Genomic DNA, 26,189 nt, shown 5'->3' with positions numbered 1-26,189 from the left:
AAGGCAAAGATAGCAAAATATCTTCAAACTCCGCTGCAAACGCACGAAAAAGACACTATTTGAAACGGGATGTATCCACCGCTTCCCGACGCTTCTCCTGATAACCTCCGAATTTCCACGTAAACGATAAGCCTACAGAGCGGTAGCATGAATAATCGTTTGTCACCCACTGGCGGGCGATGCGGACATACGGGTCGATGCCCGCGGTCTCGAAAATGTCCTTGCACCAAGCCGAGAGGATGCAGTTCTGACGGGCGAAAGCGTAACGCAACGCTACGTCCACATTCCCGCTGGCAGGCAAATCGTACGTGCCTTGATGAGCTTTGCTGCGCACGAAACCATTCAGTGTCAGACGCAAGTCCGGACGGGTGGAAAGCGTAACAGTATTGTTCCACACCGCCATGCCGTAACAGATGCGCCGGTCGAAAGGCATATCATAGAAGTCGGTGTCTTTCTCGCGCATCCATACGCCCATCAGCGTCAGGCGCGAATCGAGCCATTTCTTTATCTTAAAAGGAACGGAAGCCTGGATGCCCGCCTGCCGCTGGAAATTAAAGTTCAGGTAACGGTAGATTTCCACCAAACGTTCGGGCGACTGGTAAAGCGTCTGCGTGAAATAATCTTCCGTATGGCTGAACCATGCGGCAAAAGTATATTTCGACTTCAGCATATAAATCAGCGTCAGGTTATAGTCTTTCGAAGGCTTCAGCAGCGGATTGCCCTGCACTTCCGAGTAGCCTCCGCCCAGATAAGACACCGCGTCCTGCACCGTCCAATAATCGGGATAACGCTTGTCGCTGCTGAATGAGAGCTGCACGAGATGGCTGGCAGACGGTTTATACGTAGCCGTCAGGTTCGGATACCAGTCCCATTCGTCCCACGCCGGAGTCTGGTAATGCTCGGCTGCCAGTGAGAAATCCACCGACAGGTCTTCGCCGAACGATTTGCTGAAGCCCGCATACACGTTCAGCGTCCGTTCCCTCCGGCGCGAAAGCATGTCCGAAGGCAATTCTTCATTCCCCGAATACCGCTGAAACGAATTGTCCACACTCGTCGTATAAACCGTCCCGTAGTTCAGCCCCCAGCCGCGGCCGAGCTGATGCTCTTGCGAGAGATAAAACTTCCAGGCATTGATGCGCTGCGCGTCTTCGGTATAAAAGTCCATGTCCGTCTCCTCCATTTCGCTGGCGAGACGCTGGCTGCCTGGCGCATGATACCATGTAAACTCTACGCCTGCCTTCAGCCCGAACGGAACCTGATAATCCAACCGCCCATCGTGAAGCCATGATTCCTGATTGCCCAAGGTCGTTGCAGTCTGTGTGCCCGTAGTATATTGGTTATAATGGCTGGTATCGTAACTCCCATTATAGACAAAGCCCAGCGTATGATTTTCGGCAAACCGGTAATCGGCGCCGAGGCGGAACGTATGCGTATGGTCTCGTCCGCGTCCCGTCTGGTGATTTTCGATGAGGCAGGTTTCGTCCTCCGCCTCTTGCCAATGACGGGCTTCTTTGTCGGTCGTGTTATAACTCTTGCCGTGCGTGTGCGAGTAAAGGAAATCCGCCGAGAGTTTCCCTCCATTATATAAGAAGGAGGCACGCTCCTCGAACGAAGCTTCGTGCCGCTGGTCATACTTGGCGAACGCTTCACCCTGCACCGAGCCAGGGTCGCCGATGCGGTGGCGCAGGCGGACGTTTATCAACGCACCCCTCACCTGATAACGCGCCGGAGCATTGTACATCACTTCCACCCGCTCGATACGGCTGGCAGGCATTGACTTGAGCAACGAATAAAGTTGTTCGGCACTCATATTCGTCACTTTCCCGTCCAGCACGACGGTCACGCCCCGTGCGCCCAACGTCAGCCCGCCGTTCATCTCCACCACACCCGGAAGTTCCTTCAAGGCATCATATACATTGTCTATCGGTTTCTGTGCTATCATCCGCGGCAGGTCGTATTCCAACCGTCCGGGCAACGCCTTCACTACGGGACGCTCGCCCTCCACCATGACTTCGGGCAACGCCTGAAAGAGGCTGTCCGCCTGCACGTCGCCCGTCAATAAACTATCTGCTGCTTCTTGTGCCGGAAGCCCCGCTCCGAAAGCTGCCAGCCCGATAATCAAAATCATTCGTTTCATCGTATTTCCGTTTTTGTTTGATACGGCAAAATTCGGCATTTCCCGCGGAATCCGCCCTATCTCCCGCCTTACCGAGTGTTACCGGAAATGTTATTTAGTCTTACCGTTTTCCGTAAGATTGAGCGGAAAGCCCTATCTTTGCCTTGCGAAAGCTTCCTCACGATGTCGGCAAGGAATCCCAAGCCAGGAAAGCTTCCCCACGGCGTCGGCAAGGAATCCCAAGCCGGGAAAGCTTCCCCACAGCGTCGGCAAGGAATTGCAGACCTGCGAAAACTTCCTGCACGTTGCAGGAAGGAATCGCAGAGAAAGAACAATATGAATATCCGCAAACAGCCCATGTAGGGGCGTATCGCATACGCCCGAATGCACACACTTATCTACGTGGATGTTTTCAAGGCGTATGCAATACGCCCCTACAGCTAATTGGGCAAAATGCGGATATTCAATAAAAACAAACCTAAAAAAGAACCAACGCATGAAACTGCCCCTGAAATACATCGCCCTGCTGGTCATCCTCTCGCTGGCGGGCGTATTCGCCTACCAAGCCTATTGGCTGACCAGCCTTTACCGCACCCAACGGAGCGAAATGGAAAAGGACATCCGCGAAGCCCTGCGCACGAGCGATTACAACGAAATGATTGTGCGCGTCAAGAACCTGCAGAACGATTCGCTGGCACAAGCCGAAGTGACCGTCTCGACCGGATACGACGACGAACGGGCGTTCACGAAGACCCATACTATCCGCAGCGTCAAGTACGGCGACAGCACCCGCATCTCCATTTGGGAACACAGTGTAAAAGACACCGTCCCCGCCCCGCAAGCTGCCCTGCAAGCCGACATCGCCTCTATCCTCTTCGAAAACAAAAACTCGGCTGACGAACTCGCCTCCAACTTCCAGCAAGGGCTGCACGCCGCCATGGACGTACTGAGCGATCCCGATTTCGCCGTCTTCGACAGCCTCTTAGAGACCGAACTTCGCCGCATCGGCATCCGCGCCCCTTACCGGCTGATGTACCTGCACCGGGGAAGCACCGTCGATTCGAGCTATACGTTCACCGACACGCTCAACGTTAAAACCACCGGAGGCTACCTCCCTTCGCCGAAAGCCATTACCTACGATTACAGTTACGACCGGCACGGCAATTGGCTCTACCGGCTCACCTTAGAGCCTATCGAGAGCATCGTGCTCACCCAAATGGCAGGCATCCTCACCGCCTCGGCGCTGATACTGGTTATCTTGGGGCTTGCGTTCGGCTTCCTCATCCGCACCCTCTTGCGCCAAAAGACGTTGGAAGAAATGAAAAGCGACTTCACCAACAACATCACCCACGAACTGAAAACCCCTATCGCCGTAGCATACGCTGCCAACGATGCCCTGCTCAATTTCGGAACCGGAACCGACCCGGCTAAGCGGGAACGCTACCTGCGCATCTGCCAGGAACAGCTCTGGAGGCTAAGCGGGCTGGTAGAGCAGATACTCGGCATGTCGATGGAACGCCGGAAGACCTTCCGCCTGCACGTAGAGGCCTTCCCGCCCGAAGAGGTCATCGCGCCCCTTATCGAACAGCACAAGCTGAAAGCGGACAAGCCCGTCGGCATCACCCTCCGCATCGAGCCGGAAGGGCTGGCGGTATGCGCCGACCGCACCCATTTCGGCAACATCGTGAGCAACCTCATCGACAATGCCATTAAATATTCGCCCAGCGAGGCACGGGTCGAAATAAGATGCCGCACCGAAAACGGTTGGTTCATCCTCTCCGTCCGCGACCAAGGCATCGGCATCCCACACGACAAGCAACGCCACGTGTTCGACAAATTCTACCGTGTGCCTACCGGAAACCTGCACGACGTAAAGGGCTACGGGCTCGGGCTGTATTACGTGAAGACCATGACCGAAAAACACGGCGGAACGGTGGAAGTGAAAAGCGAACCGGGACGAGGAAGCGAATTTACGATTAAATTAAGAATGAAGCATGAAAAATGAAGAATCACTTATCAACGTATTGTTAGTAGAAGACGAAGAGACCCTCGCCCTGATTATCAAAGACACCCTGGAAGGGCAAGGCTTCTTCATCCGCTTGGCAAAAGACGGGGAAGAAGGGCTCAGGCAGTTCTTCGAGGAAAAGCCCGACGTGCTGGTGGCGGACGTGATGATGCCCCGCATGGACGGATTCGAAATGGTGCGCCGCATCCGGCGGCAAGACAAGCAGACGCCGGTACTCTTCCTCACCGCCCGCTCCGCCACGAACGACGTGGTAGAGGGCTTCGAATTAGGGGGAAACGATTACCTGAAGAAACCGTTCGGGATGCAGGAACTTATCGTGCGCATCAAAGCCCTCTTGGGACGGGCTTCCAACTATTCCGCCCCGGAAAAGCAAACGTCCGTAACAGAATTCGAAATAGGCAGGTACCGCTTCAACGCCATCACCCAACGCCTCTCCTACCTCGGAAACGAGACCGAACTTTCTTACCGCGAAAGCGAAATCTTGCGCCGCCTCTGTGAAAACCGGAACGAAGTGACCCTGATGCAAGACATCCTGATTGAGTTATGGGGCAACGATACGTTCTTCAACCAGCGCAGCCTGCACGTATTCATCACCAAACTCCGCCACAAGCTCTCGCGCGACGAGCGCATCCGCATCGTAAATGTCCGAGGCATCGGGTACAAACTCATCATCAACTGAAAAAGCCCACAATCACACAGACAACCAATCGCCACCCGCGAAACTTCCAGCCGCTTCAGGAGTTTCAACAGGTTGAAACTGCAGTTTTCACCGATTAAAACCATCGTTTCAGCCTGACAAAAGCCGCAAGGGCTGCGTTTGAAAGTTTTCCTTGCCGCATCGCTTAAAGAAGCCGGATTTTTCGTACATTTGCGCCCCAGAAACAGATAAGGAAATTAGAAACGATGAACCAACAATATCCGTCCGCATTACTCGAAAAGGCAGTAGACGAGTTTGCCAAGCTGCCCGGCATCGGCCGAAAGACCGCCATGAGACTGGTGCTCTACCTGCTGCGGCAGGACACGCAGGCAGTGGAATCATTCGGCAATGCGCTTATCCGCCTGAAACATGAAGTGAAGTATTGCAAGGTGTGCCACAACATTTCGGACACGGACGTCTGCCAGATTTGCTCCAATCCCTCGCGCGATGCCTCGACCATCTGCGTGGTAGAAAACATCCGCGACGTAATGGCAATCGAAAACACCCAGCAATACCGCGGACTGTACCACGTGCTGGGCGGAGTCATCTCGCCGATGGACGGCATCGGTCCCTCGGACCTGCAGATAGAAAGCCTGGTGGAACGCGTGAAGGCAGGCACCGTGTCGGAAGTCATCCTGGCGCTCAGCTCGACCATGGAGGGCGACACAACCAATTTTTACATCTTCCGCAAACTGGCACCCTACAACGTGAAACTGACCATCATCGCCCGGGGCATCTCCATCGGCGACGAGCTGGAATATACCGATGAGGTCACGCTAGGACGATCCATCGCCAACCGGATTGTGTTCACGGGCACCACGATTTGAATTTACGATTTAACGATTTACGATTTTACGATTTATGGAAAAAGAACTGAAACGCCTGATACGGATATTGAAAGCCGAATATGCCCTGATGTGGGTGCTGACTGTGTTGCTCGCCGCGCTATATGAATGCGACATCTTGCCTCAAGGGCTTTTTGCAGGCGATGCCCAAATGGAATACATCATGCAGGTAACCAGCATCCTGCTCACGATATGCCTCATCCCCCTGTCGCTGCGCCTCTTCAACCTGTCACTTACACGGCACATCGCTGCCCTTCCTCTCAAGAATGCCCTAAAGAGTTACCGCCGGTGGAGCGAAATACGCATCGCCCTGCTCACAGTAGCCTCTCTTGCAAGTCTGTCTGCTTACTATTGGACGATGGACACCACCGGATTGCTCTGCACCGGTATGACCGTAATAGCCTCACTGTTTTGCGTTCCAGGCAAAGAACGCCTGCTGAGTGAATTAAACCTCTCTGATACCTCTCTGTCCGAATGAACCCGTCCTTGCATTCCAGTAAAATCAGCCTACGCGCTCCAGAGCCTGAGGATATTGATGAAATGATGTTTTTCGAAAACGATGCCTCGTTTTGGGAAAACGGCCCTGCCACAGGTCCCTATTCGCGTTACCAGTTGAAAAAATACATCGCCGAAAACCAAAACGACCTGTTCGCCGACGGTCAACTCCGCCTCATGATTGAACATGCATCAGGAGAAGTGGCAGGCATTATAGATGTGTTCGCCTTTGACGCGCGTCACCGGCGCGCCGAGACAGGCATTGTTGTAAAACCTGCTTACCGCCGCCAAGGCATTGCCTTTGAGGCACTCTGCTTACTGGAACAACATTGTTTCGGGCTGTTGGGCATTCACCAGCTGTATGCCTACATCCGGAGTGACAATACAGCCAGTTTCCGCCTGTTCAAAAAGCTGGGCTACAGCCTCACCGGTACCCTGAAAGACTGGGTTCATACCGGGGAAGGCTATCGGGATGTATATTTGATGCAAAAATTGGCGACACAATCAGTCCAGTCATTCTAGAAGCTGTTTTGAATTTCTCCAAAAGTTTTTCTTGGCTTGATGTATCCGTTTTCGTGTGTGCTTTGGGCGATAAATTCAAAATAGCTTCTTAAGAAATATATCCCACGTATTTCCCGACAAACCTCCGGAAGGCTGGTATACGCATCAAACCCTGCTCAAAAAGAAGAATCCCTAAAAGTGCACACAAGATACCTAACATCACATCTATCAGATAATGATGTCCGGAATAGACAGCCGTAAACCATATTCCGCACATGATAACGGTAAACGTCAACCGAAGCCAACAGGCACAACGCGCCCTGAAAGCATAAAACAGGGTAACTACCATATAGGCGGAATGCAAAGAAGGTACCGCAGCAAAGACATTGGCATTACGGCCGTACAACCCATGAAAGACCGTAAGTCCCGTCATCTCATCAAAGCGTCCCAACCCAGCCACATCGCCCGGTGTGTTGAGAACCGGTTCGAAACCATAATGCATGACATACCAGGGTGGAGCTGCAGGATGAATATAATAACCGACAAAACCCAACAGATTGACAAAGAGGAATACCAGTGCAAAATGCAGATAGACCCGGCGCTGGCGCGTAAAATAAAGTCCCAGCCCGAACAAAACCGGCACCGGCACCCAGCACAAATAAAACACTCCTGCCATAAAATCCATAACCGCACAATGGTGAACCGCAAAAAATTCATTAGGTGTCAGTATCCCTTGTGCAGTAGCAATGCCGAAGAGATGCTTCTCGGCTTCGTACAATCCTTTCACATCAATCGGATTAACCTCATAGTTAGGCACGATACGCATCCAGTCATACGATATGGCAAAAACGACAAACGGCAATAAGGCAATTGCCAGCTTACGTGTAAAAGAACCGGAAAAAAACAAGACTATCAGCAAAAGTGTCATTAACCAATGTTCGGGACGTATCCCAACAAACACAGCAGTAACACCCATCCACACCGCAAGTGCCGCCACAAGCGTAATGATTTCCCTGACAGAAGGGAAATCTGCCTTCAATTGTCTCTTAAAATCCATATCAAAATCACTTTATCAACTGACGACGGCTATATTCGATACGTGCCAATGCTGTAATATTGGCAAAAACTGCAATAAATGCCATCGGTATAATCAGAATCAGCATGGCATCAAACGAAAGCCCGCGGGCACAAGTCGCCGTGATACCACATACCAGCAAAGCTACACTGGTCAGCACGACACGTTCGGGACGTTGCATAAACCCGATTTTACATTCCAGCCCCAATCCTTCGGCACGGGCACGCACGTAACTTACCATCAGCGAACCGATTAAAGCGGCAAAAGTTATAACGGCACCTGCCAGATAGCCATGCCCGATAAGACAAAAACAAATACCTCCCAATGTCACCAGTTCACTATACCGGTCAAGTACCGAATCGTACATGGCTCCGAAAGTAGATGCCATCTTCCCGATGCGTGCCACCTGCCCGTCCATCATGTCAAACAAAGAAGATACCAATATCACTCCACCTGCCCAGGCAATAAGCCGGTAGGGCGTTTCGTCCGGATGAGCCCCTGCATAAATCAAAATACAGGCTCCTGCAAGGTTTCCCAGGAAACCGATAGTTGTCACCATATTAGGCGTAATACCTATCTTTATCATTCCATGAACCAGCGGGTCTATCACTTTATAAATAAACTGCTGCAATGCGTCCCGCATCTTTTTAGCTTGTTTTTTTATTTCCATGTCGGTGTTTGATTTGTTTTATTCTGTTTTTCAATCGATTATTTATTTGAGCATCTTTAAATACGAACATACGGTGCAGATTGTAATTCCAACACACAGCTACCGTTACCGAAGTAATAACCTTCGAAAGAATAAAAGCGGTAGAGTCTGTCAGATGCAGACGACTTTGTTGCATCGTCAGAAATTCGGTCAGCAGGTATGTGCCCCACAAATTAAGCCCAATACTTCCCAACCAGACCAGAAGATATTTAAACAACACATACATCGGACCGCAATCTTCAGTATGGAAAGTCCATTTATAATTAATGGCGCAATTCACCAATCCTCCGCTGACCGAGCCTGTCAAGGTAGCATAAACATAATAGATGCCGAATCCCTGATTCAGTACAATACTGACCAGAAAATCGACAACAGTCGCTACCTGTGCCGAAAGCTGGGCACGGATAAACATAAACAAACCTTTCCCCTGAGTGAAACCTATAAGCCAGTCCTTCACGTCACAATCCATCTATAAAAATAAATAACTATCAGCCCATAAATGCCCGACAATATATCATCTGCCATAATACCATATCCTCCCCGGAAACGCTCCATCTTCCGGATGCCTAACGGCTTGAGGATATCAAAAAAGCGGAATAACAGAAACGCCGCAACCATGTATCCCCAATGCCCATGAGCAGGCACAGCCAAGAGAGCGATCCAGGTTCCCACCATCTCATCTATGACTACCCGTGACGGGTCGGCTCCCCAATATTTCTCGGATACGCCAGCCGACCATACACCTAATACAGTAAAGACAACGACCAACGATGCTGTTATAACCTGTATAAATACATAATCGAGCAAAGACGCATATCCCCACCATACCAACATTGCCAAAAGGGCACCTGCCGTACCTGGAGCTACCGGACTGTATCCGCTACCGAATCCACTTGCTATCAACTGATGAAAAAAAGGTATCTTCTGCATACTCTTGTTTATTAACCGACAAGCTGTCACCTTGAAGTCTCTTCTGTAAGAGCCTACAAAAGTACGGTTTTTCTTTGAAATGTCTTTCCTTAAAATCTAAATTAATAATGGTTAATACTACATAAAAGTCGGTTTATTTATCAGTTTTCAACGTTCTTCATTTGTCAGAAACAAGAAAGTGGTGTAATTTCGCCTTCGTTTTCAAATTTAATAAAAAGCGTAGTAAGATTATTGATATGGTGAAACGATTACTCCTTATATTTATAGGTTGGTTCTGTATGATGGAGATTGCAGCCCAGATTCATGGGGTGGTTGTCGACGCAAATTCAGGCGAACCTATTCCTTATTTAAATATATATTACGACGGGAAAGGAGTGGGAACTGTAACAAATAATGATGGCGAATATTCGATTGCATACCATGCAGGATGGACTAAACTGACTTTTTCCATGGTAGGATACGAAACACAAGAAATCATCGTATCAGCAAAAACAAGCGAACTGAACGTCAGCATGAAAGAAATAGACCAGATGCTTGACGAAATCATCATACGGCCTAAAAAAGAAAAATACTCCCGCAAGAACAATCCTGCCGTAGAAATGATAAAGAAAGTCATTGCTTCGAAGCGGAGAACAGACTTGAAGCAAAAGGACTTCTACCAATATTATAAATACCAGAAAATCATGTTTGCCAAAAACAACATCACGGCAGACACTTTACGCGAATCCTGGCTATTCAAGCAATATCCTTTCTTCCGCGACCAGGTAGAGGTATGCGACGTAACAGGCAAGAACATCCTTCCCCTTTCGGTCGACGAAACCGTCTATGAAAACGTATACCGTAAAGAACCGCATTCGGAAAAGACCTATGTGCGTGGCATCAACTCTACGGGGGTGAACGAGCTGTTCAGTACCGGCGAAATGCTTACAACTGTCCTGAAAGACGTCTTTCAGGATATTGACATCTACCAAGACCGTTTCCGTTTTCTTCAATATCCGTTCGACAGCCCGATATCGGAAGCAGGTATCCGGTTTTACAAGTTCTATATCATGGATACCATTTATGTGGAGCGCGACAAGTGTTTCCGCCTCTCGTTCGTGCCCAACAACTCACAAGACTTCGGATTTACAGGAAGCCTGTATATCCTTGCCGACTCTACCTATCGTGTCAAACAATGCCAGTTGAACCTGCCAAAGAAAACCGATATCAACTTTGTCGACCACATGGTGATTGACCAGAAGTTCGGCGAACTGCCCACAGGAGAATGGACCTTGCTGGAAGATGATATGCTGTGCGAAATGTCTTACCTGAAAAAAGTACTGGGAAGCTTTCTAGTAAGACGGACCACCCGGTATTTCGACTTCAACTTTGACCCTTTACCCAACAGACTTTTCAAACAAAAAGGAAAAGAAATAAAGGATGTAAATGCCATGATGCGCGACAACGAATTCTGGAGCAAGTACAGGCAAGAAGACTTGACCCAATCGGAACAACGTATGGGCAGTTTTGTGGACGACCTGACCAAAATAAAAGGTTTCAAATACGTCATGTTTTTCTTAAAAGCACTTATCGAGAATTTTGTGGAAACCAGTACCCCCGACAGCAAGGTAGATATAGGTCCTATCAATACCATGATTACCTCTAACTACATTGACGGGTTACGCCTGCGTGCGTCGGCACAAACTACAGCCAACTTGAATCCACACCTTTTCCTGAAAGGATACTATGCTTACGGATTCAAAGACAAACGGTCGAAATATATGGGTGAAGTGGAATATTCGTTCGACAAGAAAGAATACCTTCCGCGCGAATTTCCGAAACATTCGATGACGTTCACCTACCAGTATGACAACATGCTGCCTTCCGACAAATTTATCCATACCGACAAAGACAACGTGTTTACATCGCTGAAAGTATGTACGGTAGACCAATACAATTACGAACGGAAAGCCACCATTAAATACGAACGCGAACGCGAATTCGGCTTCAAGACTACCGCCTTTGTGCGCTATGCCAATTATGAGCCATGCGGAAAATTGTTCTACCGCACCATGGCTGGCGAATCGCAACTGCAATCTGCCATTGCAAACGGCAGGCTATCGGGTACGGAATGGGTACATTCACCATTCAACACACACGATATTACCGTTGCCGAAGCTTCGATAGCTTTCCGCTATGCACCGGGAGAAACATTTGTCAATACCAAACAACGCCGCCTGCCGGTAAATCTGGATGCACCGGTATTCTCCATTCAGCATACCCTTTCCGTGAAAGGTATACTGGGAAGTGACTATACATACAATATGACCGATTTCAGTGCCTACAAACGCTTTTGGCTCAACTCTTGGGGAAATATTGATGTATACCTGAAAGGCGGCATCCAGTGGAACAAGGTACCTTTCCCCCTCTTGATTATGCCGGCAGCCAACTTGTCGTACATCATTCAAGAAGAAACATTCAATCTTATCAATAACATGGAGTTTCTGAACGACCGCTATGCCTCGCTTGATGTATCGTGGAACATGCAAGGCAAGCTGTTCAACCGCATTCCTCTGCTCAAAAAGCTGAAATGGCGTGAATTTATCGGCGTGAAATGCCTTTGGGGAAAACTGACCGACAAAAACAATCCATTCCTGGAACAAAACCGCAACGATAACGTCTTAATGATGTTTCCAGGACATTACAATGCCGCCGGAGGATACGATTACTCCAGTTATGTGATGGATCCACATAAGCCGTATGTAGAAATCACAGCAGGTATACACAATATCTTCAAGTTACTGCATATAGAATATGTACGCCGGCTGAATTATAATAACCTGCCTACCGCCAATAAATGGGGCATCCGTTTCATGATTCGTACCGTATTCTAAAAAGGTGACCAGGCTCTTAACACCAAATAAAAAGCTGCCAAAATTGCTGGATATAACAAGATTTTTGTAATTTTGTCATATAAAGAAGTCACCCATATGAATAAGACAGAAATCCAAAGCGTAAAACTCAGGTTCGGCATCATCGGAAATACCGAGGGGCTGAACCGTGCCATTGATATAGCTATACAAGTAGCTCCTACCGACCTGTCGGTATTAGTAACCGGTGAAAGCGGTGTAGGTAAGGAAAGTTTTCCTCAAATCATCCATCAGTTCAGCCGCCGTAAACACGGCCCTTACATAGCCGTCAATTGTGGCGCCATCCCCGAAGGAACAATCGATTCCGAATTGTTCGGACACGAAAAAGGAGCCTTTACAGGTGCTATCAGCGACCGTAACGGATACTTTGCCGAAGCAAACGGAGGAACAATTTTTCTTGATGAAGTAGGCGAACTCCCCTTATCGACACAGGCACGCCTTCTCCGGGTACTCGAATCAGGCGAGTACATCAAGGTAGGTTCATCAAAAGTACAAAAAACAGATGTACGCATTGTAGCAGCGACCAATGTCAATTTCACCGATGCCATTGCCGAAGGAAGATTCCGTGAAGACCTTTACTATCGCCTGAACACAGTGCCTATCAAAGTCCCGCCTTTGCGGGAACGTACAGAAGATATTGTCTTGTTGTTCCGGAAATTTTCCTCAGACTTTGGCGAAAAATACCATATGCCCGCCATCCAACTTACGGAAGAAGCCAAGCAGCTTTTGGTTCACTATCCGTGGCCAGGCAATATCCGCCAGCTGAAGAACATCACCGAACAGATATCCATCCTGGAAACCAATCGGGATATCACTCCCGCCATATTGCAGAGCTACCTGCCTCCACAGCCAGAGTCACGCCTGCCTGTCTTATTAGGCATCCATGCATCTGAGAAAAAAGGATTCGAAAGCGAACGCGAAATCCTGTATCAGGTCTTGTTTGACATGCGCCGGGATGTAACCGAACTGAAAAAACTAGTTCATGACATTATGGCCGAACACCCCAGCTCTACCGTGTCACACCCCACTGAGGTGCCGGTACACTATCTGCAAAATACAGTAAATGTCATACCCGAATCGCCTGTGGTAGTCAAACCTGTATCTGCAACAGAGCACCCTATCAACGTCACCCCCGTAGAGCCTTCAGAGGTACAAGATGCCGAAGAATATGTAAAAGAAAACCTGGCATTGGAAGACGTGGAAAAAGAAATGATCCGCAAAGCTTTGGAGCGACATCATGGCAGACGCAAAAACGCTGCTGCCGACTTGAAAATATCAGAACGTACACTTTACCGAAAAATCAAAGAATATGGACTTGAATAAAAAACGCAGTAAACTTATAGGCATGTGTGCAGTCTTTGCCTGCATACTGACAGCTTGCTCCATCTCGTATAAGTTTAATGGAGCATCTATCAACTACGACAAAGTAAAAACCATTTCATTCGAAAACTTTCCCAACCGTTCGGCAGCCTTTGTCTGGGGTCCGATGGAATCGATGTTCAACACGGCTTTGCAAGACATCTATATGCGGCAAACCCGTTTAAAACAGGCACGTCAGGGAGGCGACCTGGAACTTTCGGGCGAAATAACCAATTACGACGCATATAATAAAGGTGTAGGTTCTGACGGTTATTCTACAATGGCAGAATTGCGCATGACCGTCAATGTGCGTTTTGTCAACAATACCAATCATGCCGAAGACTTTGAACAACAGTTCTCGGCAAGCCGTGAATACGATGCCAGCCAGCAGCTTTCTTCTGTGCAAGAAGGACTGGTGAGTGAAATGATTGATGAGATTGTAGACCAAATATTTAATGCTACTGTGGCTAACTGGTAAAAATGATACAAGAAAACCTACAACAGTGGATTTTACATCCCGAATCGTTATCGGAAGAAAGTCTGGAGCAACTACGCGAACTTTTGTCGCGCTATCCTTACTTTCAGACGGCACGTTTACTTTACCTCAAGAACCTGTATCTGCTACAAAGCCCCGACTTTAAAGCCGAGTTACAGAAAAGCGCACTCTACATTGCCGACCTGAGTGTACTTTTCTACTTCATCGAAGGTGAACGCCTTTCCATCAAACAGCATACGAACGACAAGAAAACACCAGCAAATGCTTCTGATACAGACCGCACCCTCGACCTCATCGACCGTTTCTTATCTGGCACACCCGAATCCTTGGGAAATGACCTGCCCCTTCCTGCAGAAGCCAACATGGACTATGCAACCATACTGCTGAAGGAAGGAACAAAGCCTGAAAAAGCCACTCCAATGAAGGGCCAGGAACTGATAGACCGTTTTATCGAAAATACACAGTCGCACGAAACGCCCGCCGCTCCATCCCTACAGGAAGAAAACGAACCGGATGATGAAGAAGCACAGACAGAAACCGAAAACGATGAAAACTATTTTACCGAAACTTTGGCTAAAATATACGTCAAACAGCACCGTTATGAGAAAGCTCTTGAAATTATCAAGAAATTAAATTTGAAATATCCAAAAAAAAATGCTTACTTTGCAGACCAAATGAGATTTTTGGAAAAATTGATTATTAACGCTAAATCAAAATAAAAGAAAATGTACTTATTATTAGTTGGATTAATCGTACTGGCATCTGTATTAATGTGCTTTGTGGTATTGATACAGAATTCAAAAGGAGGAGGATTGGCTTCCAGCTTTGCTTCTTCCAATCAGATTATGGGTGTAAGAAAAACAACCGATTTCATTGAAAAACTGACATGGGGACTGGCTGTTTTCATGGTAGTTTTAAGTGTTGCAGCTGCTTATGTATTGCCAAGTGCCACTCAAGGTTCGTCTGTAATCATGGATCAGGCTGTTCAGGAACAGAAAACAAATCCGTTAAATGCCCCCGAAGGCTTTGCTGCACCCCAGACCGAACAGGCTACCACACCGGCAGCAACAGACTCAACAGCCCAATAACCTACCCCTCATATTCTTAAAAAACGAGACGCAGATATACATACACAGCAAGGTTTGTCGAGAATTTCCCAAACCGCTGTCCCAATGTATATCTGCATCTTTTTTATCCCCCCGATATTTCCTTAATTTATGCTAAATGCATGCAGTATTCAAACTCTTTCCGTCTTTACTTATTGAATAGTAAAACCACACAAATATGAAAAGATTATTGAAATACGCAATGGGTCTCTGTGCGCTGACAATAGGCATGCTTCAAACCTCATGCGATGACGGAGACGGATATTCTATCGGTGATATTGCCTACGACTGGGTGACCATACATGTAGAGAGTGATGGAATCTATACCTTTACAGGCGACACATGGGGAACCATGTATCCCGCTGCTTCGGGAATATGGGGGTATCAGATAACAGAAGGTACACGCGGACTGTTGGTCTTCAACCCGTTATATGACAATTATTACGGATACGATGTGGGAATCAAGCCAGAACAGCTACGCACTTTCCTGACCAAAACGGTAGAAGACCTGACTAATGAAAACGAGAACGAATATGCCAACGACCCAGCCTATGTACGTGAAGCATGGATAGCAGGAGGATACATGAACATGCTGTTCGATATGAAAATGCCACTGGAGAAAAAGCACCGGGTCAGCCTGATAAGACATGCAGATGAACAAGAGATAGGAGAAGACGGATATATCCATCTGGAATACCGCTACAACACATATGGAGACACGACAGACGTGTTCAATCCCGGAACGGAAGTGGTATGCTATAATCTCAACACACTCCCGATTGACCGTGCCAAAGGCATCAAGATGGAGGTCAACCATGCCGTTTACGGAAAACAAACACTCGTATTCGAAAACATGAATGAACCGACACCCGAACAGGCAAAATCCGTCCAGGCACCTTCATCAGAACAAGATATTTACTAAGAAGCTGTTTTGAATTTCTCCAAAAAGTTTTTCTTGGCTTGATGTATCCGTTTTCGTGTGTGCTTTGGGCGATTTTTTGGTCCTTTCCGCTCCTGTTCTTCGTCAGATAGCCCGCTATCTTCCTCATCACAAAAGCGAAAATGCCTCAAAAACTCATCCCAAATCATCGCACGATAAATTCAAAACAGCTTCTTAATGTGCCAATGAATAATAGGGCAATGTGCTAATTTATTTTCACATGAGCATATTGTTTATTGACCTATTCTTCTGTGTCCTTTGTGGTACCCTGTGGTCTCTGTGGTGAATAGTTATGTTTCATTAAAATGCACAATACCGCATATAGTATAATATGATTATCCGCATTTTGCCCAATTTGATAAATGTCCGCAACTTGCCCTGGATACAAATAACGCAGTAGTACTGCCTTTGCCAATGCAGTATATATTCATCAGCGGTTGCAGTATATATTCATCAGCAGATGCAGTATATATTCATCAGCGGTTGCAGTATATATTCGTTTTCATAAGTGATACGTCCGACTCACTTATGTTCATCCAAAAGCATGCTTGGCGTGTTCTACAACTTCATCACCTCCTGCTCAAAATCTTCTTTATTTACTTTCACCTTATTGCGGATACGGCTGCGGTAATTATATACCGTAGCAAGCGAATAGCCTAAGAAATGAGCTATACGGGCTGTATCAGTTACCCCCAAGCGGATCAGGGCAAAAATACGCAACTCCGTACTCAAAAGCTCTCCTTTTTTGGGGTATATTTTCCCGTCGTCCGTTAGCAATGCATTGAAATCATCAATAAAATTAGGAAAGAGTTCGAGGAAAGACTTGTCGAATTCCATATAAAAATTCTTTCGTTCATCGCGCAAAAACTGGTCGGAACGGATAGTCTTGAACAAATCGTCGATGCGTGAAGCCATTGCCAGTTTTTCCAACGAACGCCGGTATTGCTCCAGTTTGTCGAGATAACTTACGCATTTATCCAAATATCTGGCAATATACACTTCCTTTATTTTACCAGTTTGCGCCAACTTTTCGTTCACCGTCTTCAGTTCTTTGTTAGCCACCGAAAGGTTCACCCGCATGAGCGATAATTTCTTGTTCCATGAATACAGGCGTAACGCCACAATGACGAGCAGCACCGCTATCACCGCCAACGTAAAGAAAAAGATATTCATCATACGCCGTTCGTTCGCCACACTGTCAAAGTAGGCATCGTTGACGATGGGAAACACTTCTGTCACTTCTAAAAAACGCAAACGGGCGTTGCATGCAACGGCATCTTCCATCGAACAACGAAGATAGCGGTAAGCCCGTTCGATATCTCCCTGCCGGTAAAGCGCCCATGCCAGCCGCTGGAGGGAAGCGTATTCACGCACTGCCATGGTGAGGTCAATAATGGCGGTCTGTGCCAAATAATAAATCTGCATTTCGACATCGCCTTTAGCTTCATAGACTGATGCCAGTGTATAGTTGACATATGTCTTTTCCTGTATGCTCATCGGAGCAGACAAGGTTTTGTTCAGTACTGGAATGGCGGAATTAAATTGCGATTCGAGCAACATCTTTTCAGCCAGCGAAATGCTCCGTCCGGGACCTTCGGGCACCAGCATCAGCACCGAATCACGGTAGCAGGCAGTCTTGCGGATGTATTTTTCCTTCTCCGAATGGATAATGGTGTAATCCGCCATCCAACCGTAATAGGTACGCATAGCGTAGTAATACTTCACCCGCACATCCGGAGTCACCTGGTTGCGGTCTATCTGCTCTAAAGTCTGTAAGGCTTCATGATATGCCCCCATTACCCCCATCGCATCAGCACGGTTGATAATGATCTTGGTTTCCGCTCCGTTTTTTTTTACATCCTTTACGTATTTCTGCATTTCATCCACATAATGTAATGCCGAATCTGCCTGATAATGCAAGTATTGATTGAACAGTTCATCACAGATGGTATACTTCACCGCCCCGTCCCGTTCATTGGCAAGCCTCTGCTTCAATTGGGTTATTGCCCTTTCGCGCTCTGCCCTGTATTCATCCTTACGGGCGATAATTTCATCCAACTCTTTTAAAGTACGTTCATACACTTTCTCTTCCGCAAAAAGGTAAAAAGGCAAAAGAAAGGCAAGGAACACACCCATAATGAACTTTCTCATCATATCAAACCTTTTATATTTTACAGTCACTAAATCCAAGGCAAATATCTTACATTCTGAATCTTATCCTATATATGCCTTTATATTCCATTTCCAAAGATAGAAAATGTTTTTGAAATCTCCTATATTTGTTAAAAGAATAAATTCATTATAAATCCATTAATAACCACGACCATGAAAAAACTATGGCTTACACTGCTGGCAGCATTCGCCTTTCTGGGTTTCTGCCACGCTGCGCAATCTGTTGAAATCAAACGGGTAGCCCCAAACTTCTGGTGGGCAGACATGAAAAACCCGGAGTTACAAATCATGCTTTATGGCGACAACATCGCTTCTTCGTCTGTCTCCATTTCAGGTAAAAACATCATCTTGAAAGAAACGGTACGGCAGGATAATCCTAATTATCTGTTTTTATATGTAGACCTCTCGGACGCACCCGCACAGACTTTCGACATCAACCTGACGCAAGGAAAAAAAAGCACTACCATCCCTTACGAACTGAAACAACGTACACGCAAAGGCGAAGACGTGAAAGGATTCACTTCCGAAGACGTGCTTTACCTGATTATGCCCGACCGCTTTGCCAACGGCAATCCGGAAAACGACATTGTAGAAGGCATGAAAGAGAACAAGGTAGACCGCAATGACCCGTTCGCGCGTCATGGAGGTGACTTGGCAGGTATTGCCAACCATTTAGACTACATTGCCGACCTGGGCGTAACGGCCATCTGGCTCAACCCCACACAAGAGAACGATATGCCCAGCGGCTCATACCACGGTTATGCCATCACGGATTATTATCAGATAGACCGCCGTTTCGGAACAAACGAAGAGTTCAAGACTTTGGTTGACCAGGCACACAGCAAAGGACTGAAAGTCGTTATGGACATGATATTCAACCATTGCGGAAGCGAAAACTACCTGTTCCGCGACAAGCCATCGAAAGAATGGTTCAACTTCCATTCCGAATACGTACAAACCTCATTCAAGACGGCAAGTGTAATGGACGTACATGCCAGCCAGTATGAGAAGAAAATCGCCACCGACGGATGGTTCACCCAAGTGATGCCCGACCTGAACCAGCGCAACCGCCACGTGGCACGCTATCTTATCCAAAGCAGCATCTGGTGGATAGAATATGCAGGCATCAACGGTATCCGTCAGGACACTCATCCGTATGCCGATTACGATTTCATGAGTCAATGGTGTAAGGAAGTATTGGACGAGTATCCTTATTTTAATATAGTAGGCGAGACCTGGTTGAACAGCAACGTGTTGGTATCCTATTGGCAAAAAGACAGCAAACTGGCTGCTCCGAAGAATTCTAATCTGCCTACCGTAATGGACTTCCCCTTGCAGGGGCTGATGAACCAGGCTTTCGATGAAGAAACGACCGAATGGGCAGGAGGATTATACAAGCTGTATGATTATCAGACACAAGACTTGGTATATGCCAATCCGATGAGCCTGCTGACATTCTTCGATAATCACGATACCGCCCGCTTTACTACCGATGACGAAAAAGCGCAAAACATCAACCGCTATAAGCAGGCTCTGGCCTTTCTACTTACCACACGAGGCATTCCGCAAATCTATTACGGAACTGAAATCCTGATGACGGGTGACAAGGCGAAAGGAGACGGTGACTTGCGCAAAGACTTCCCCGGAGGCTGGACAGGGGACGCTACGGACAGCTTTACTCCCGAAGGACGCAAAGGCTTGCAAAAAGAAGCCTTCGACTTTACCCGTAAGCTTTTGAACTGGCGCAAGGGAAATGACGTATTGGGAAAAGGTTCGTTGAAGCATTATTCCATTCAAAGCGGAACGTATGTGTACGAACGCAAGTACGACGGACGTTCGGTGGTGGTAATGATGAACGGAACCGGTCAGGCTCAGACGCTCAATCTCACTCCGTACCGTGAAATCCTGCCTCAAGCGGAAGCCAAAGATTTTCTAAGCGGACGTACCGTAACATTGGGCGAGACATTGGAATTGCAACCGAGGGAAATCCTCTTGCTGGAGTTCAATTAAATGAAGAATGAAGAATTAAGAATGAAGAATACCTTTATGTCTTATTCTTCATTCTTAATTCTTCATTCTTCATTTAAATCCCGTTTCTATTTTACTACTTATAAACAATACTTAGCATATTAATTACCAGTAAATTACACTTTATACATCTTTATATTTTCCGTCATACGGGAAGAAATCGTTTGAAAGACACATAATTTTGCTTTCAGAAAATTGTAACGCAAATTTCATTAACTTTTAATACCTGATAACGTATGAACATCAAGAAAAGTTTTGCCCTCATGGCAATGTGTGGCTTCGCCTTTTGTGCAAGCGCGCAAAAGTTGACTTCGCCGGACGGAAATCTGGTGATGAACTTCAGCCTCAATGAGCAAGGCGCACCTGTGTACGACCTTACCTTTAAAGAAAAAACAGTCATTAAGCCCAGTACATTGGGATTGGAACTGAAACGGGAAGACCCCGAAAAGAAAACCGACTTCGAATGGACCGAAATGAAAGACAAAGCCGGAGTAGACAAACGGGCTAATCTGATGACCGGATTTAAAATCAAAGACACACGCACCTCTACATTCGATGAAACGTGGCGTCCGGTATGGGGCGAAGAAAGCGAAATACGCAACCACTACAATGAGCTGGAAGTTACCCTCGACCAGCCTATGAACAACCGTTACATCGTTATCCGCTTCCGCCTCTTTAATGACGGACTGGGATTCCGTTATGAATTTCCACAACAACAAAACCTAAACTATTTCGTTATAAAGGAAGAGCATTCGCAATTCGCTATGAGTGGCGACCACACTGCTTTCTGGATTCCGGGCGATTATGACACGCAGGAATATGACTACACGACTTCGCGCCTGTCAGAAATCCGTAGCAAGATGAAAGAAGCAGTTACCCCCAACTCATCGCAATATGTATTCTCTCCTACCGGCGTACAGACTGCACTGATGATGAAGACCGATGACGGACTTTACATCAACCTGCACGAAGCGGCATTGGTAGATTATTCGTGCATGAGCCTGAACCTGGATGACAAGAATATGGTATTTGAATCCTGGTTGACTCCTGATGCCAAAGGGGATAAGGGCTACATGCAGACTCCATGCAATTCGCCTTGGCGTACCGTTATCGTAAGTGATGATGCACGCGACATTCTTGCTTCACGCATCACCTTAAACTTAAACGAACCCTGCAAGATAGCCGACACGTCATGGATTCACCCCGTAAAATACGTAGGCGTATGGTGGGATATGATTACCGGACGCGGCACATGGGCTTATACCGATGATGTATACAGTGTGAAATTGGGCGAAACCGATTATTTGCAGACCAAACCGAACGGCAAGCACTCTGCCAACACCGAAAACGTAAAACGCTACATCGACTTTGCAGCCAAGCATGGATTCGATGCCGTATTGGTGGAAGGTTGGAACCAAGGCTGGGAAGACTGGTTCGGAAAGAGCAAGGATTATGTATTCGACTTTGTAACCCCTTATCCCGACTTCGATGTACAGGAAATCCACCGTTATGCAGCTGGTAAAGGCATCGAGATGATGATGCACCACGAAACTTCCTCATCGGTACGCAACTATGAACGCCACATGGACAAGGCATACCAGTTTATGGTAGACAATGGCTACAGTTCGGTAAAGAGCGGTTATGTAGGCGACATCATTCCGCGGGGCGAGCATCACTACGGACAATGGATGGTAAACCATTATCTCTACGCCGTGACCAAAGCGGCAGACTATAAGATTATGGTCAATGCCCACGAGGCAGTGCGTCCTACCGGCTTGTGCCGTACGTATCCGAATCTTATTGGTAACGAATCAGCCCGCGGAACGGAATACGAATCTTTCGGCGGAAGCAATGTGAACCATACGACTATACTTCCGTTTACCCGTCTGGTAGGGGGACCGATGGATTACACACCGGGCATTTTCGAAACAGATTGCAGCAAAATGAATCCGACCAATACGTCGCGTGTACGTTCTACCCTTGTGCGCCAGCTTGCTTTGTATGTCACGATGTACAGTCCGCTCCAAATGGCTGCCGATGTGCCGGAAAACTACGAGCGTTTCATGGATGCTTTCCAGTTTATCAAAGACGTGCCTGTAGATTGGCAAAGGACTGAATACCTGGAAGCTGAACCGGGAGAGTATGTCACTATCGCCCGTAAAGACAAGCATTCGAACGACTGGTATGTAGGATGTTCGGCAGGATATAACGGACACGAGTCGAAGCTTACGCTCGACTTCCTCGATCCGGACAAAAAATATGAGGCAACTATCTATGCCGATGCAAAAGGCACCGCATGGGACAATAACCCGCAGGCATATACCATTACCAAAAAGAAAGTGACCGCCAAGACCAAGCTGAACTTGAAAGCCGGCATCGGCGGAGGATACGCGATATCGATAAAGGAAATAAAAGATTGATTTTTTCAGGATTAGTTGGATGATTTTTTGAACACAGAGACACCGGGACACAGAGTCTTTTTATAGTTAAACTAAAGGCATAATCACAAGAGATAAAAATAAATCTCTGTGCCTTTGTGTCTCTGTATTCAAATTAAAGAAAGAAACATACAGTTCTCAATAGGTAAATACATAAACAAACGCATCCGCAAGTCCCCTCCTCTGGGAGGGGATTTAGAGGAGGCTACAGAAAGAGAGAACCAATTTTATTATTCATACTTAAACTAATAAACATGAAAATGAAAGATTTGAAAAGACGAAACAAGCTCCTGCTGCTATGGCTGGCGGGAATGCTGTTCTCCGTACAAGCCTTTGCGCAAAGCATTACGGTCAACGGAGTAGTGAAAGACAAAACAGGCGAAACCGTCATCGGAGCCAGTGTAGTGGTAAAAGGTACCACCAATGGAACGATTACCGATTTCGACGGTAATTTTACCCTTAATGCCCAAAAAGGTGACATTATCGTCATCTCATTTATCGGATATAAAACCCAGGAACTTCCTGCAGCGGCTAACATGAACGTAGTAATGGAAGACGATAGCCAAATGCTGGAAGACGTGGTAGTCATTGGTTATGGTTCGGTAAAGAAAAGTGACTTGAGTGGTTCTGTTGTAGCCATCGAAGCTGAAGAAATCAACCGCGGTGCGGTTACTTCTCCTCAAGAATTAATGCAAGGAAAAGTGCCGGGACTTTCTGTTACCAGCGGTGATGGTGGTCCAGGTTCAGGTTCTACTATCCGTATCCGTAGCGGCGCCTCATTGAACGCCAGCAACGACCCGCTGATTGTCATCGACGGTATTCCTGTTTCTAACGATGCTGCTCCGGGCACGCCGAATGCCTTGGCAACCGTAAACCCGAACGATATTGCTACGTTCACCGTATTGAAAGACGCTTCGGCTACAGCTATCTACGGTTCGCGCGCATCAAACGGTGTCATCATCATCACCACTAAGAAGGGAGCGGAAGGAAAGATTAAAGTGACTTATAACAGCACGTATTCTTATAAAGATCCGTACAACCGCGTGAACGTGATGAACGGCGACGAATTCCGCCAAACAATGCTGAACCAATATGCCGGACAAGACGTGTACAACACCATCGAAGCCAATTTAGGCATGTATCCCAACGTAAACACCGACTGGCAAGATGAAATTTTCCAAAGAGGCTTAAGCACCGACCAAAACATTGCAGTTGCAGGTAAGGCAGGTTTCCTTCCTTTCCGTGTATCGTTCGGTTATAACAAAGAACGTGGTACACTAAAGACATCTGACTATGAGCGTTATACAGCAGCCGTAAACTTAAGCCCGAAGTTTTTTGATGACCATTTAAGTATAGACATCAACGTAAAAGGGACTATCAATAACAACCGTTTTGCAGATTCTGGTGCAGTAGGTGCAGCTATTTCATACGACCCGACCAAGCCCGTCTATGCAGAAGGAAACTATACAGAAGGTCTTAACGGTTACAACGGCTTCTATAACCATACAAACACACAGGCTGATGGCACTTACATGCCAGATGTGAACGCTACGACCAACCCTTTGTCTCTGCTCCTCGATGTAAACAACCAAGGTACTACAAAACGTAGTTTGGGCAACATCCAGCTGGATTACAAGATTCACGGGTTCGAAGACCTGCGCCTGAACCTGAACTTAGGTTATGACGTTGCCAAAACCACAGGAGACAACTTTGTGAATCCCTACTCATTCCAAGCAACAAAAGATACCGACTTCCCCATGCTGGGACAAGGAGGTTCATGGAGCAATCTGCGCCGAAACCACTTGCTGGATTTCTATGCCAATTATGTACACTACTTCGAACCTATTAAAAGTAATGTAGATTTGATGGTAGGTTACTCTTGGCAACATTTCTATTACAATGACTTTACACAGCAGAAATCCAATCCGGCTGTAGGAGAATTTGCCGGTATCAGTGCCCCTGCAGGCTGGACATGGAACGAAAGCGAACAACGCTACTTGCGTGATGACAGCCGCCATAATCCGTGGGAGAATTACTTGGTTTCTTTCTTCGGACGTTTGAATTATAACTTAATGGATCGTTACTTATTGACAGCTACCTTACGCCGCGACGGTTCTTCACGATTCAGTGAAAACAACCGTTGGGGTCTGTTCCCTTCTGTAGCTTTGGCATGGAGCATCATTAACGAAAATTTCATGGAAAATACCCGTGATGTATTGTCCAACTTAAAACTCCGTTTAGGTTATGGTGTAACAGGACAGCAAGACATCGGTGACTATATGTATCTTACCAAATACGCTATCAGCAGCAACACCAATACAATGTATAACGGCACTTTCCTATTAAAGCCCGATGGCTATAGCCCAGACTTGAAATGGGAAGAAACACATACATATAATGTAGCTGTTGACTATGGATTCCTGAACGGACGTATCAGCGGTAGCTTGGAATTCTACATCAAGAAGACCAAAGACTTGCTGAATACGGTTAGCGCACCTGCTGGAACTAACTTCACTAACCAGATTACCGCAAACGTGGGTGAAATGGAGAATAAAGGTGTCGAATTCAATGTCAACGCCGTAGCTATCCAAACAAAAGACTTCTCTTGGAACATTGGTTATAACGTAACATGGAATGATAGTAAAATAACCAAACTGACTGCAGGGTTCAACCCTGACTATGAAGGTATTGTAGCTGCAACAGCACCTTTTGGTACAAACACACCATTATCGAGACATCAAGTAGGATACGCTCCCTATACATTCTGGACTTACCAACAAGTGTATGACGAGAATGGCAACCCTATCCAAAATGCGATTGTAGACCGTAACGGTAACGGTACGATTGACGATGGTGACCGTTATTTCACGAACAAGAGCCCGTTAGCTGACGTATATATGGGATTCAGTTCACAATTCCAATGGAAAAACTGGGATTTGGGCTTTAACTTGCGTGCCAGCATCGGCAACTACGCATTTAATGCTCAAGCAGCCGACAATGGTTCATATAACAATTATGGAGGTTTGGGAACTTTGTCCAACATCAACAAAGATGCCGTAGAATACACCAATGGGTTTAAGTACACCAGCAGCACTGAAGGCAAATTGACCGACCTTTATTTGGAAAACGCTTCTTATTTGAAGATGGATAATATCACATTGGGATACACTTTCGACAAGTTCTTTACCGATAAGATTTCGGGACGTATCAGTGCATCCGTACAGAACGTGTTCACTATTTCAAAATATTCAGGACTTGATCCGGAAATACCTGGTGTAAACGGTATAGACGGCACGATATGGCCACGTCCACGCACATTTACTTTAGGGCTCAATCTTAACTTTTAA

21 protein-coding genes are annotated in these 26,189 nt (G+C 46.8%); 14 read left to right on the top strand and 7 right to left on the bottom strand.

Features of this window, described 5'->3' with window-relative positions:
- Positions 1–55: 55 nt before the first annotated feature.
- Complete coding sequence (locus B5G04_RS11670) at positions 56–2,128, bottom strand: outer membrane beta-barrel family protein (protein ID WP_239414093.1); 2,073 nt, start codon at positions 2,126–2,128, stop codon at positions 56–58.
- 484 nt (positions 2,129–2,612) lie between these two features.
- Here B5G04_RS11670 and B5G04_RS11660 point away from each other — a divergent pair, with 484 nt between their 5' ends.
- From B5G04_RS11660 to B5G04_RS11640, 5 genes are all read left to right on the top strand, one after another.
- Positions 2,613–4,121 (top strand): HAMP domain-containing sensor histidine kinase, encoded by a 1,509-nt coding sequence (locus B5G04_RS11660; RefSeq protein ID WP_087397266.1) that lies wholly within the window; start codon positions 2,613–2,615, stop codon positions 4,119–4,121.
- A complete protein-coding gene (locus tag B5G04_RS11655; RefSeq protein ID WP_087397265.1) occupies positions 4,111–4,821 on the top strand; it encodes a response regulator transcription factor in 711 nt (236 codons plus the stop codon). Before B5G04_RS11660 ends, B5G04_RS11655 begins: the two co-directional genes overlap by 11 nt.
- 224 nt (positions 4,822–5,045) lie before the next feature.
- Positions 5,046–5,666: a recombination mediator RecR gene (gene recR, locus B5G04_RS11650; RefSeq protein WP_013617063.1), complete on the top strand. Its 621-nt coding sequence runs from the start codon at positions 5,046–5,048 to the stop codon at positions 5,664–5,666.
- Between the two features lie 34 nt (positions 5,667–5,700).
- Positions 5,701–6,162 carry a hypothetical protein gene (locus B5G04_RS11645; protein ID WP_022039251.1) on the top strand — a complete coding sequence of 154 codons (462 nt, stop codon included), beginning with the start codon at positions 5,701–5,703 and terminating at the stop codon, positions 6,160–6,162.
- Positions 6,159–6,701, top strand: coding sequence for a GNAT family N-acetyltransferase (locus B5G04_RS11640; protein WP_022039252.1), 543 nt, complete (start codon positions 6,159–6,161; stop codon positions 6,699–6,701). Before B5G04_RS11645 ends, B5G04_RS11640 begins: the two co-directional genes overlap by 4 nt.
- Before the next feature lie 88 nt (positions 6,702–6,789).
- Here B5G04_RS11640 and B5G04_RS11635 read toward each other — a convergent pair whose 3' ends face one another.
- Genes B5G04_RS11635 through B5G04_RS11620 form a run of 4 tightly spaced genes read right to left on the bottom strand, consistent with a single transcriptional unit; the run spans position 6,790 to position 9,394 of the window.
- Positions 6,790–7,737, bottom strand: a complete 948-nt coding sequence (locus tag B5G04_RS11635) for a phosphatase PAP2 family protein (protein ID WP_022039253.1) — start codon at positions 7,735–7,737, stop codon at positions 6,790–6,792.
- A gap of 7 nt (positions 7,738–7,744) precedes the next feature.
- On the bottom strand, positions 7,745–8,425 hold the full coding sequence (locus tag B5G04_RS11630; RefSeq protein ID WP_087208616.1) for a CDP-alcohol phosphatidyltransferase family protein: 681 nt from the start codon (positions 8,423–8,425) through the stop codon (positions 7,745–7,747).
- Positions 8,403–8,876: a GtrA family protein gene (locus tag B5G04_RS11625; protein ID WP_225226186.1), complete on the bottom strand. Its 474-nt coding sequence runs from the start codon at positions 8,874–8,876 to the stop codon at positions 8,403–8,405. Before B5G04_RS11625 ends, B5G04_RS11630 begins: the two co-directional genes overlap by 23 nt.
- A gap of 41 nt (positions 8,877–8,917) precedes the next feature.
- On the bottom strand, positions 8,918–9,394 hold the full coding sequence (locus tag B5G04_RS11620; protein WP_022039256.1) for a phosphatidylglycerophosphatase A: 477 nt from the start codon (positions 9,392–9,394) through the stop codon (positions 8,918–8,920).
- A gap of 236 nt (positions 9,395–9,630) precedes the next feature.
- On the opposite strand from B5G04_RS11620, the gene B5G04_RS11615 reads away from it, so the two are divergent.
- The 6 genes from B5G04_RS11615 to B5G04_RS11590 all read left to right on the top strand — a co-directional run bounded on the left by B5G04_RS11615 (position 9,631) and on the right by B5G04_RS11590 (position 16,186).
- Positions 9,631–12,267, top strand: a complete 2,637-nt coding sequence (locus B5G04_RS11615) for a DUF5686 and carboxypeptidase-like regulatory domain-containing protein (RefSeq protein WP_087397263.1) — start codon at positions 9,631–9,633, stop codon at positions 12,265–12,267.
- A gap of 96 nt (positions 12,268–12,363) precedes the next feature.
- Entirely contained in the window at positions 12,364–13,626 is a 1,263-nt protein-coding gene (locus B5G04_RS11610) for a sigma-54 dependent transcriptional regulator (protein WP_087247457.1), read from the top strand.
- The gene (locus tag B5G04_RS11605) at positions 13,613–14,140 is read left to right on the top strand and encodes an LptE family protein (RefSeq protein WP_022039259.1); all 528 of its coding nucleotides are present in this window, start codon (positions 13,613–13,615) and stop codon (positions 14,138–14,140) included. Before B5G04_RS11610 ends, B5G04_RS11605 begins: the two co-directional genes overlap by 14 nt.
- Before the next feature lie 2 nt (positions 14,141–14,142).
- Positions 14,143–14,877, top strand: coding sequence for a hypothetical protein (locus tag B5G04_RS11600; RefSeq protein ID WP_087247459.1), 735 nt, complete (start codon positions 14,143–14,145; stop codon positions 14,875–14,877).
- 6 nt (positions 14,878–14,883) lie between these two features.
- Positions 14,884–15,246 carry a preprotein translocase subunit SecG gene (gene secG, locus B5G04_RS11595; RefSeq protein ID WP_087208620.1) on the top strand — a complete coding sequence of 121 codons (363 nt, stop codon included), beginning with the start codon at positions 14,884–14,886 and terminating at the stop codon, positions 15,244–15,246.
- 196 nt (positions 15,247–15,442) lie between these two features.
- A complete protein-coding gene (locus B5G04_RS11590; RefSeq protein WP_087208622.1) occupies positions 15,443–16,186 on the top strand; it encodes a NigD-like protein in 744 nt (247 codons plus the stop codon).
- On the opposite strand, the gene B5G04_RS19870 is transcribed toward B5G04_RS11590, so the two are convergent.
- A complete protein-coding gene (locus B5G04_RS19870; protein ID WP_158098033.1) occupies positions 16,183–16,353 on the bottom strand; it encodes a hypothetical protein in 171 nt (56 codons plus the stop codon). The genes B5G04_RS11590 and B5G04_RS19870 overlap by 4 nt on opposite strands.
- Positions 16,354–16,762: 409 nt before the next feature.
- Positions 16,763–18,355, bottom strand: a complete 1,593-nt coding sequence (locus B5G04_RS11580; RefSeq protein ID WP_087397261.1) for a DUF6377 domain-containing protein — start codon at positions 18,353–18,355, stop codon at positions 16,763–16,765.
- Positions 18,356–18,529: 174 nt separating this feature from the next.
- Between B5G04_RS11580 and B5G04_RS11575 the strand changes: the two genes are divergently transcribed.
- The 3 genes from B5G04_RS11575 (at position 18,530) to B5G04_RS11565 (ending at position 26,189) form a co-directional block, all read left to right on the top strand.
- Positions 18,530–20,386, top strand: coding sequence for a glycoside hydrolase family 13 protein (locus B5G04_RS11575; protein WP_087397259.1), 1,857 nt, complete (start codon positions 18,530–18,532; stop codon positions 20,384–20,386).
- A gap of 254 nt (positions 20,387–20,640) precedes the next feature.
- Positions 20,641–22,824, top strand: a complete 2,184-nt coding sequence (locus B5G04_RS11570) for a glycoside hydrolase family 97 protein (protein WP_087247468.1) — start codon at positions 20,641–20,643, stop codon at positions 22,822–22,824.
- 272 nt (positions 22,825–23,096) lie between these two features.
- Complete coding sequence (locus tag B5G04_RS11565) at positions 23,097–26,189, top strand: TonB-dependent receptor (RefSeq protein WP_087397256.1); 3,093 nt, start codon at positions 23,097–23,099, stop codon at positions 26,187–26,189.

Origin of the sequence: Bacteroides sp. An51A (assembly GCF_002161565.1) — a bacterium.
Classification (GTDB): Bacteria; Bacteroidota; Bacteroidia; order Bacteroidales; family Bacteroidaceae; genus Phocaeicola; species Phocaeicola intestinalis.
Note: the sequence above shows the minus strand (reverse complement) of the source record. Positions and strands in the feature narration are given on the sequence as shown.

What these genes read in the sequence shown, in the direction of transcription:
- B5G04_RS11670 (WP_239414093.1), bottom strand. Translation starts at nt 2,128, where the DNA reads ATGATTTTGATTATCGGGCTGGCAGCTTTCGGAGCGGGGCTTCCGGCA.
- B5G04_RS11660 (WP_087397266.1), top strand. Translation starts at nt 2,613, where the DNA reads ATGAAACTGCCCCTGAAATACATCGCCCTGCTGGTCATCCTCTCGCTG.
- B5G04_RS11655 (WP_087397265.1), top strand. Translation starts at nt 4,111, where the DNA reads ATGAAAAATGAAGAATCACTTATCAACGTATTGTTAGTAGAAGACGAA.
- recR (WP_013617063.1), top strand. Translation starts at nt 5,046, where the DNA reads ATGAACCAACAATATCCGTCCGCATTACTCGAAAAGGCAGTAGACGAG.
- B5G04_RS11645 (WP_022039251.1), top strand. Translation starts at nt 5,701, where the DNA reads ATGGAAAAAGAACTGAAACGCCTGATACGGATATTGAAAGCCGAATAT.
- B5G04_RS11640 (WP_022039252.1), top strand. Translation starts at nt 6,159, where the DNA reads ATGAACCCGTCCTTGCATTCCAGTAAAATCAGCCTACGCGCTCCAGAG.
- B5G04_RS11635 (WP_022039253.1), bottom strand. Translation starts at nt 7,737, where the DNA reads ATGGATTTTAAGAGACAATTGAAGGCAGATTTCCCTTCTGTCAGGGAA.
- B5G04_RS11630 (WP_087208616.1), bottom strand. Translation starts at nt 8,425, where the DNA reads ATGGAAATAAAAAAACAAGCTAAAAAGATGCGGGACGCATTGCAGCAG.
- B5G04_RS11625 (WP_225226186.1), bottom strand. Translation starts at nt 8,876, where the DNA reads ATGTTTATCCGTGCCCAGCTTTCGGCACAGGTAGCGACTGTTGTCGAT.
- B5G04_RS11620 (WP_022039256.1), bottom strand. Translation starts at nt 9,394, where the DNA reads ATGCAGAAGATACCTTTTTTTCATCAGTTGATAGCAAGTGGATTCGGT.
- B5G04_RS11615 (WP_087397263.1), top strand. Translation starts at nt 9,631, where the DNA reads ATGGTGAAACGATTACTCCTTATATTTATAGGTTGGTTCTGTATGATG.
- B5G04_RS11610 (WP_087247457.1), top strand. Translation starts at nt 12,364, where the DNA reads ATGAATAAGACAGAAATCCAAAGCGTAAAACTCAGGTTCGGCATCATC.
- B5G04_RS11605 (WP_022039259.1), top strand. Translation starts at nt 13,613, where the DNA reads ATGGACTTGAATAAAAAACGCAGTAAACTTATAGGCATGTGTGCAGTC.
- B5G04_RS11600 (WP_087247459.1), top strand. Translation starts at nt 14,143, where the DNA reads ATGATACAAGAAAACCTACAACAGTGGATTTTACATCCCGAATCGTTA.
- secG (WP_087208620.1), top strand. Translation starts at nt 14,884, where the DNA reads ATGTACTTATTATTAGTTGGATTAATCGTACTGGCATCTGTATTAATG.
- B5G04_RS11590 (WP_087208622.1), top strand. Translation starts at nt 15,443, where the DNA reads ATGAAAAGATTATTGAAATACGCAATGGGTCTCTGTGCGCTGACAATA.
- B5G04_RS19870 (WP_158098033.1), bottom strand. Translation starts at nt 16,353, where the DNA reads ATGATTTGGGATGAGTTTTTGAGGCATTTTCGCTTTTGTGATGAGGAA.
- B5G04_RS11580 (WP_087397261.1), bottom strand. Translation starts at nt 18,355, where the DNA reads ATGAGAAAGTTCATTATGGGTGTGTTCCTTGCCTTTCTTTTGCCTTTT.
- B5G04_RS11575 (WP_087397259.1), top strand. Translation starts at nt 18,530, where the DNA reads ATGAAAAAACTATGGCTTACACTGCTGGCAGCATTCGCCTTTCTGGGT.
- B5G04_RS11570 (WP_087247468.1), top strand. Translation starts at nt 20,641, where the DNA reads ATGAACATCAAGAAAAGTTTTGCCCTCATGGCAATGTGTGGCTTCGCC.
- B5G04_RS11565 (WP_087397256.1), top strand. Translation starts at nt 23,097, where the DNA reads ATGAAAATGAAAGATTTGAAAAGACGAAACAAGCTCCTGCTGCTATGG.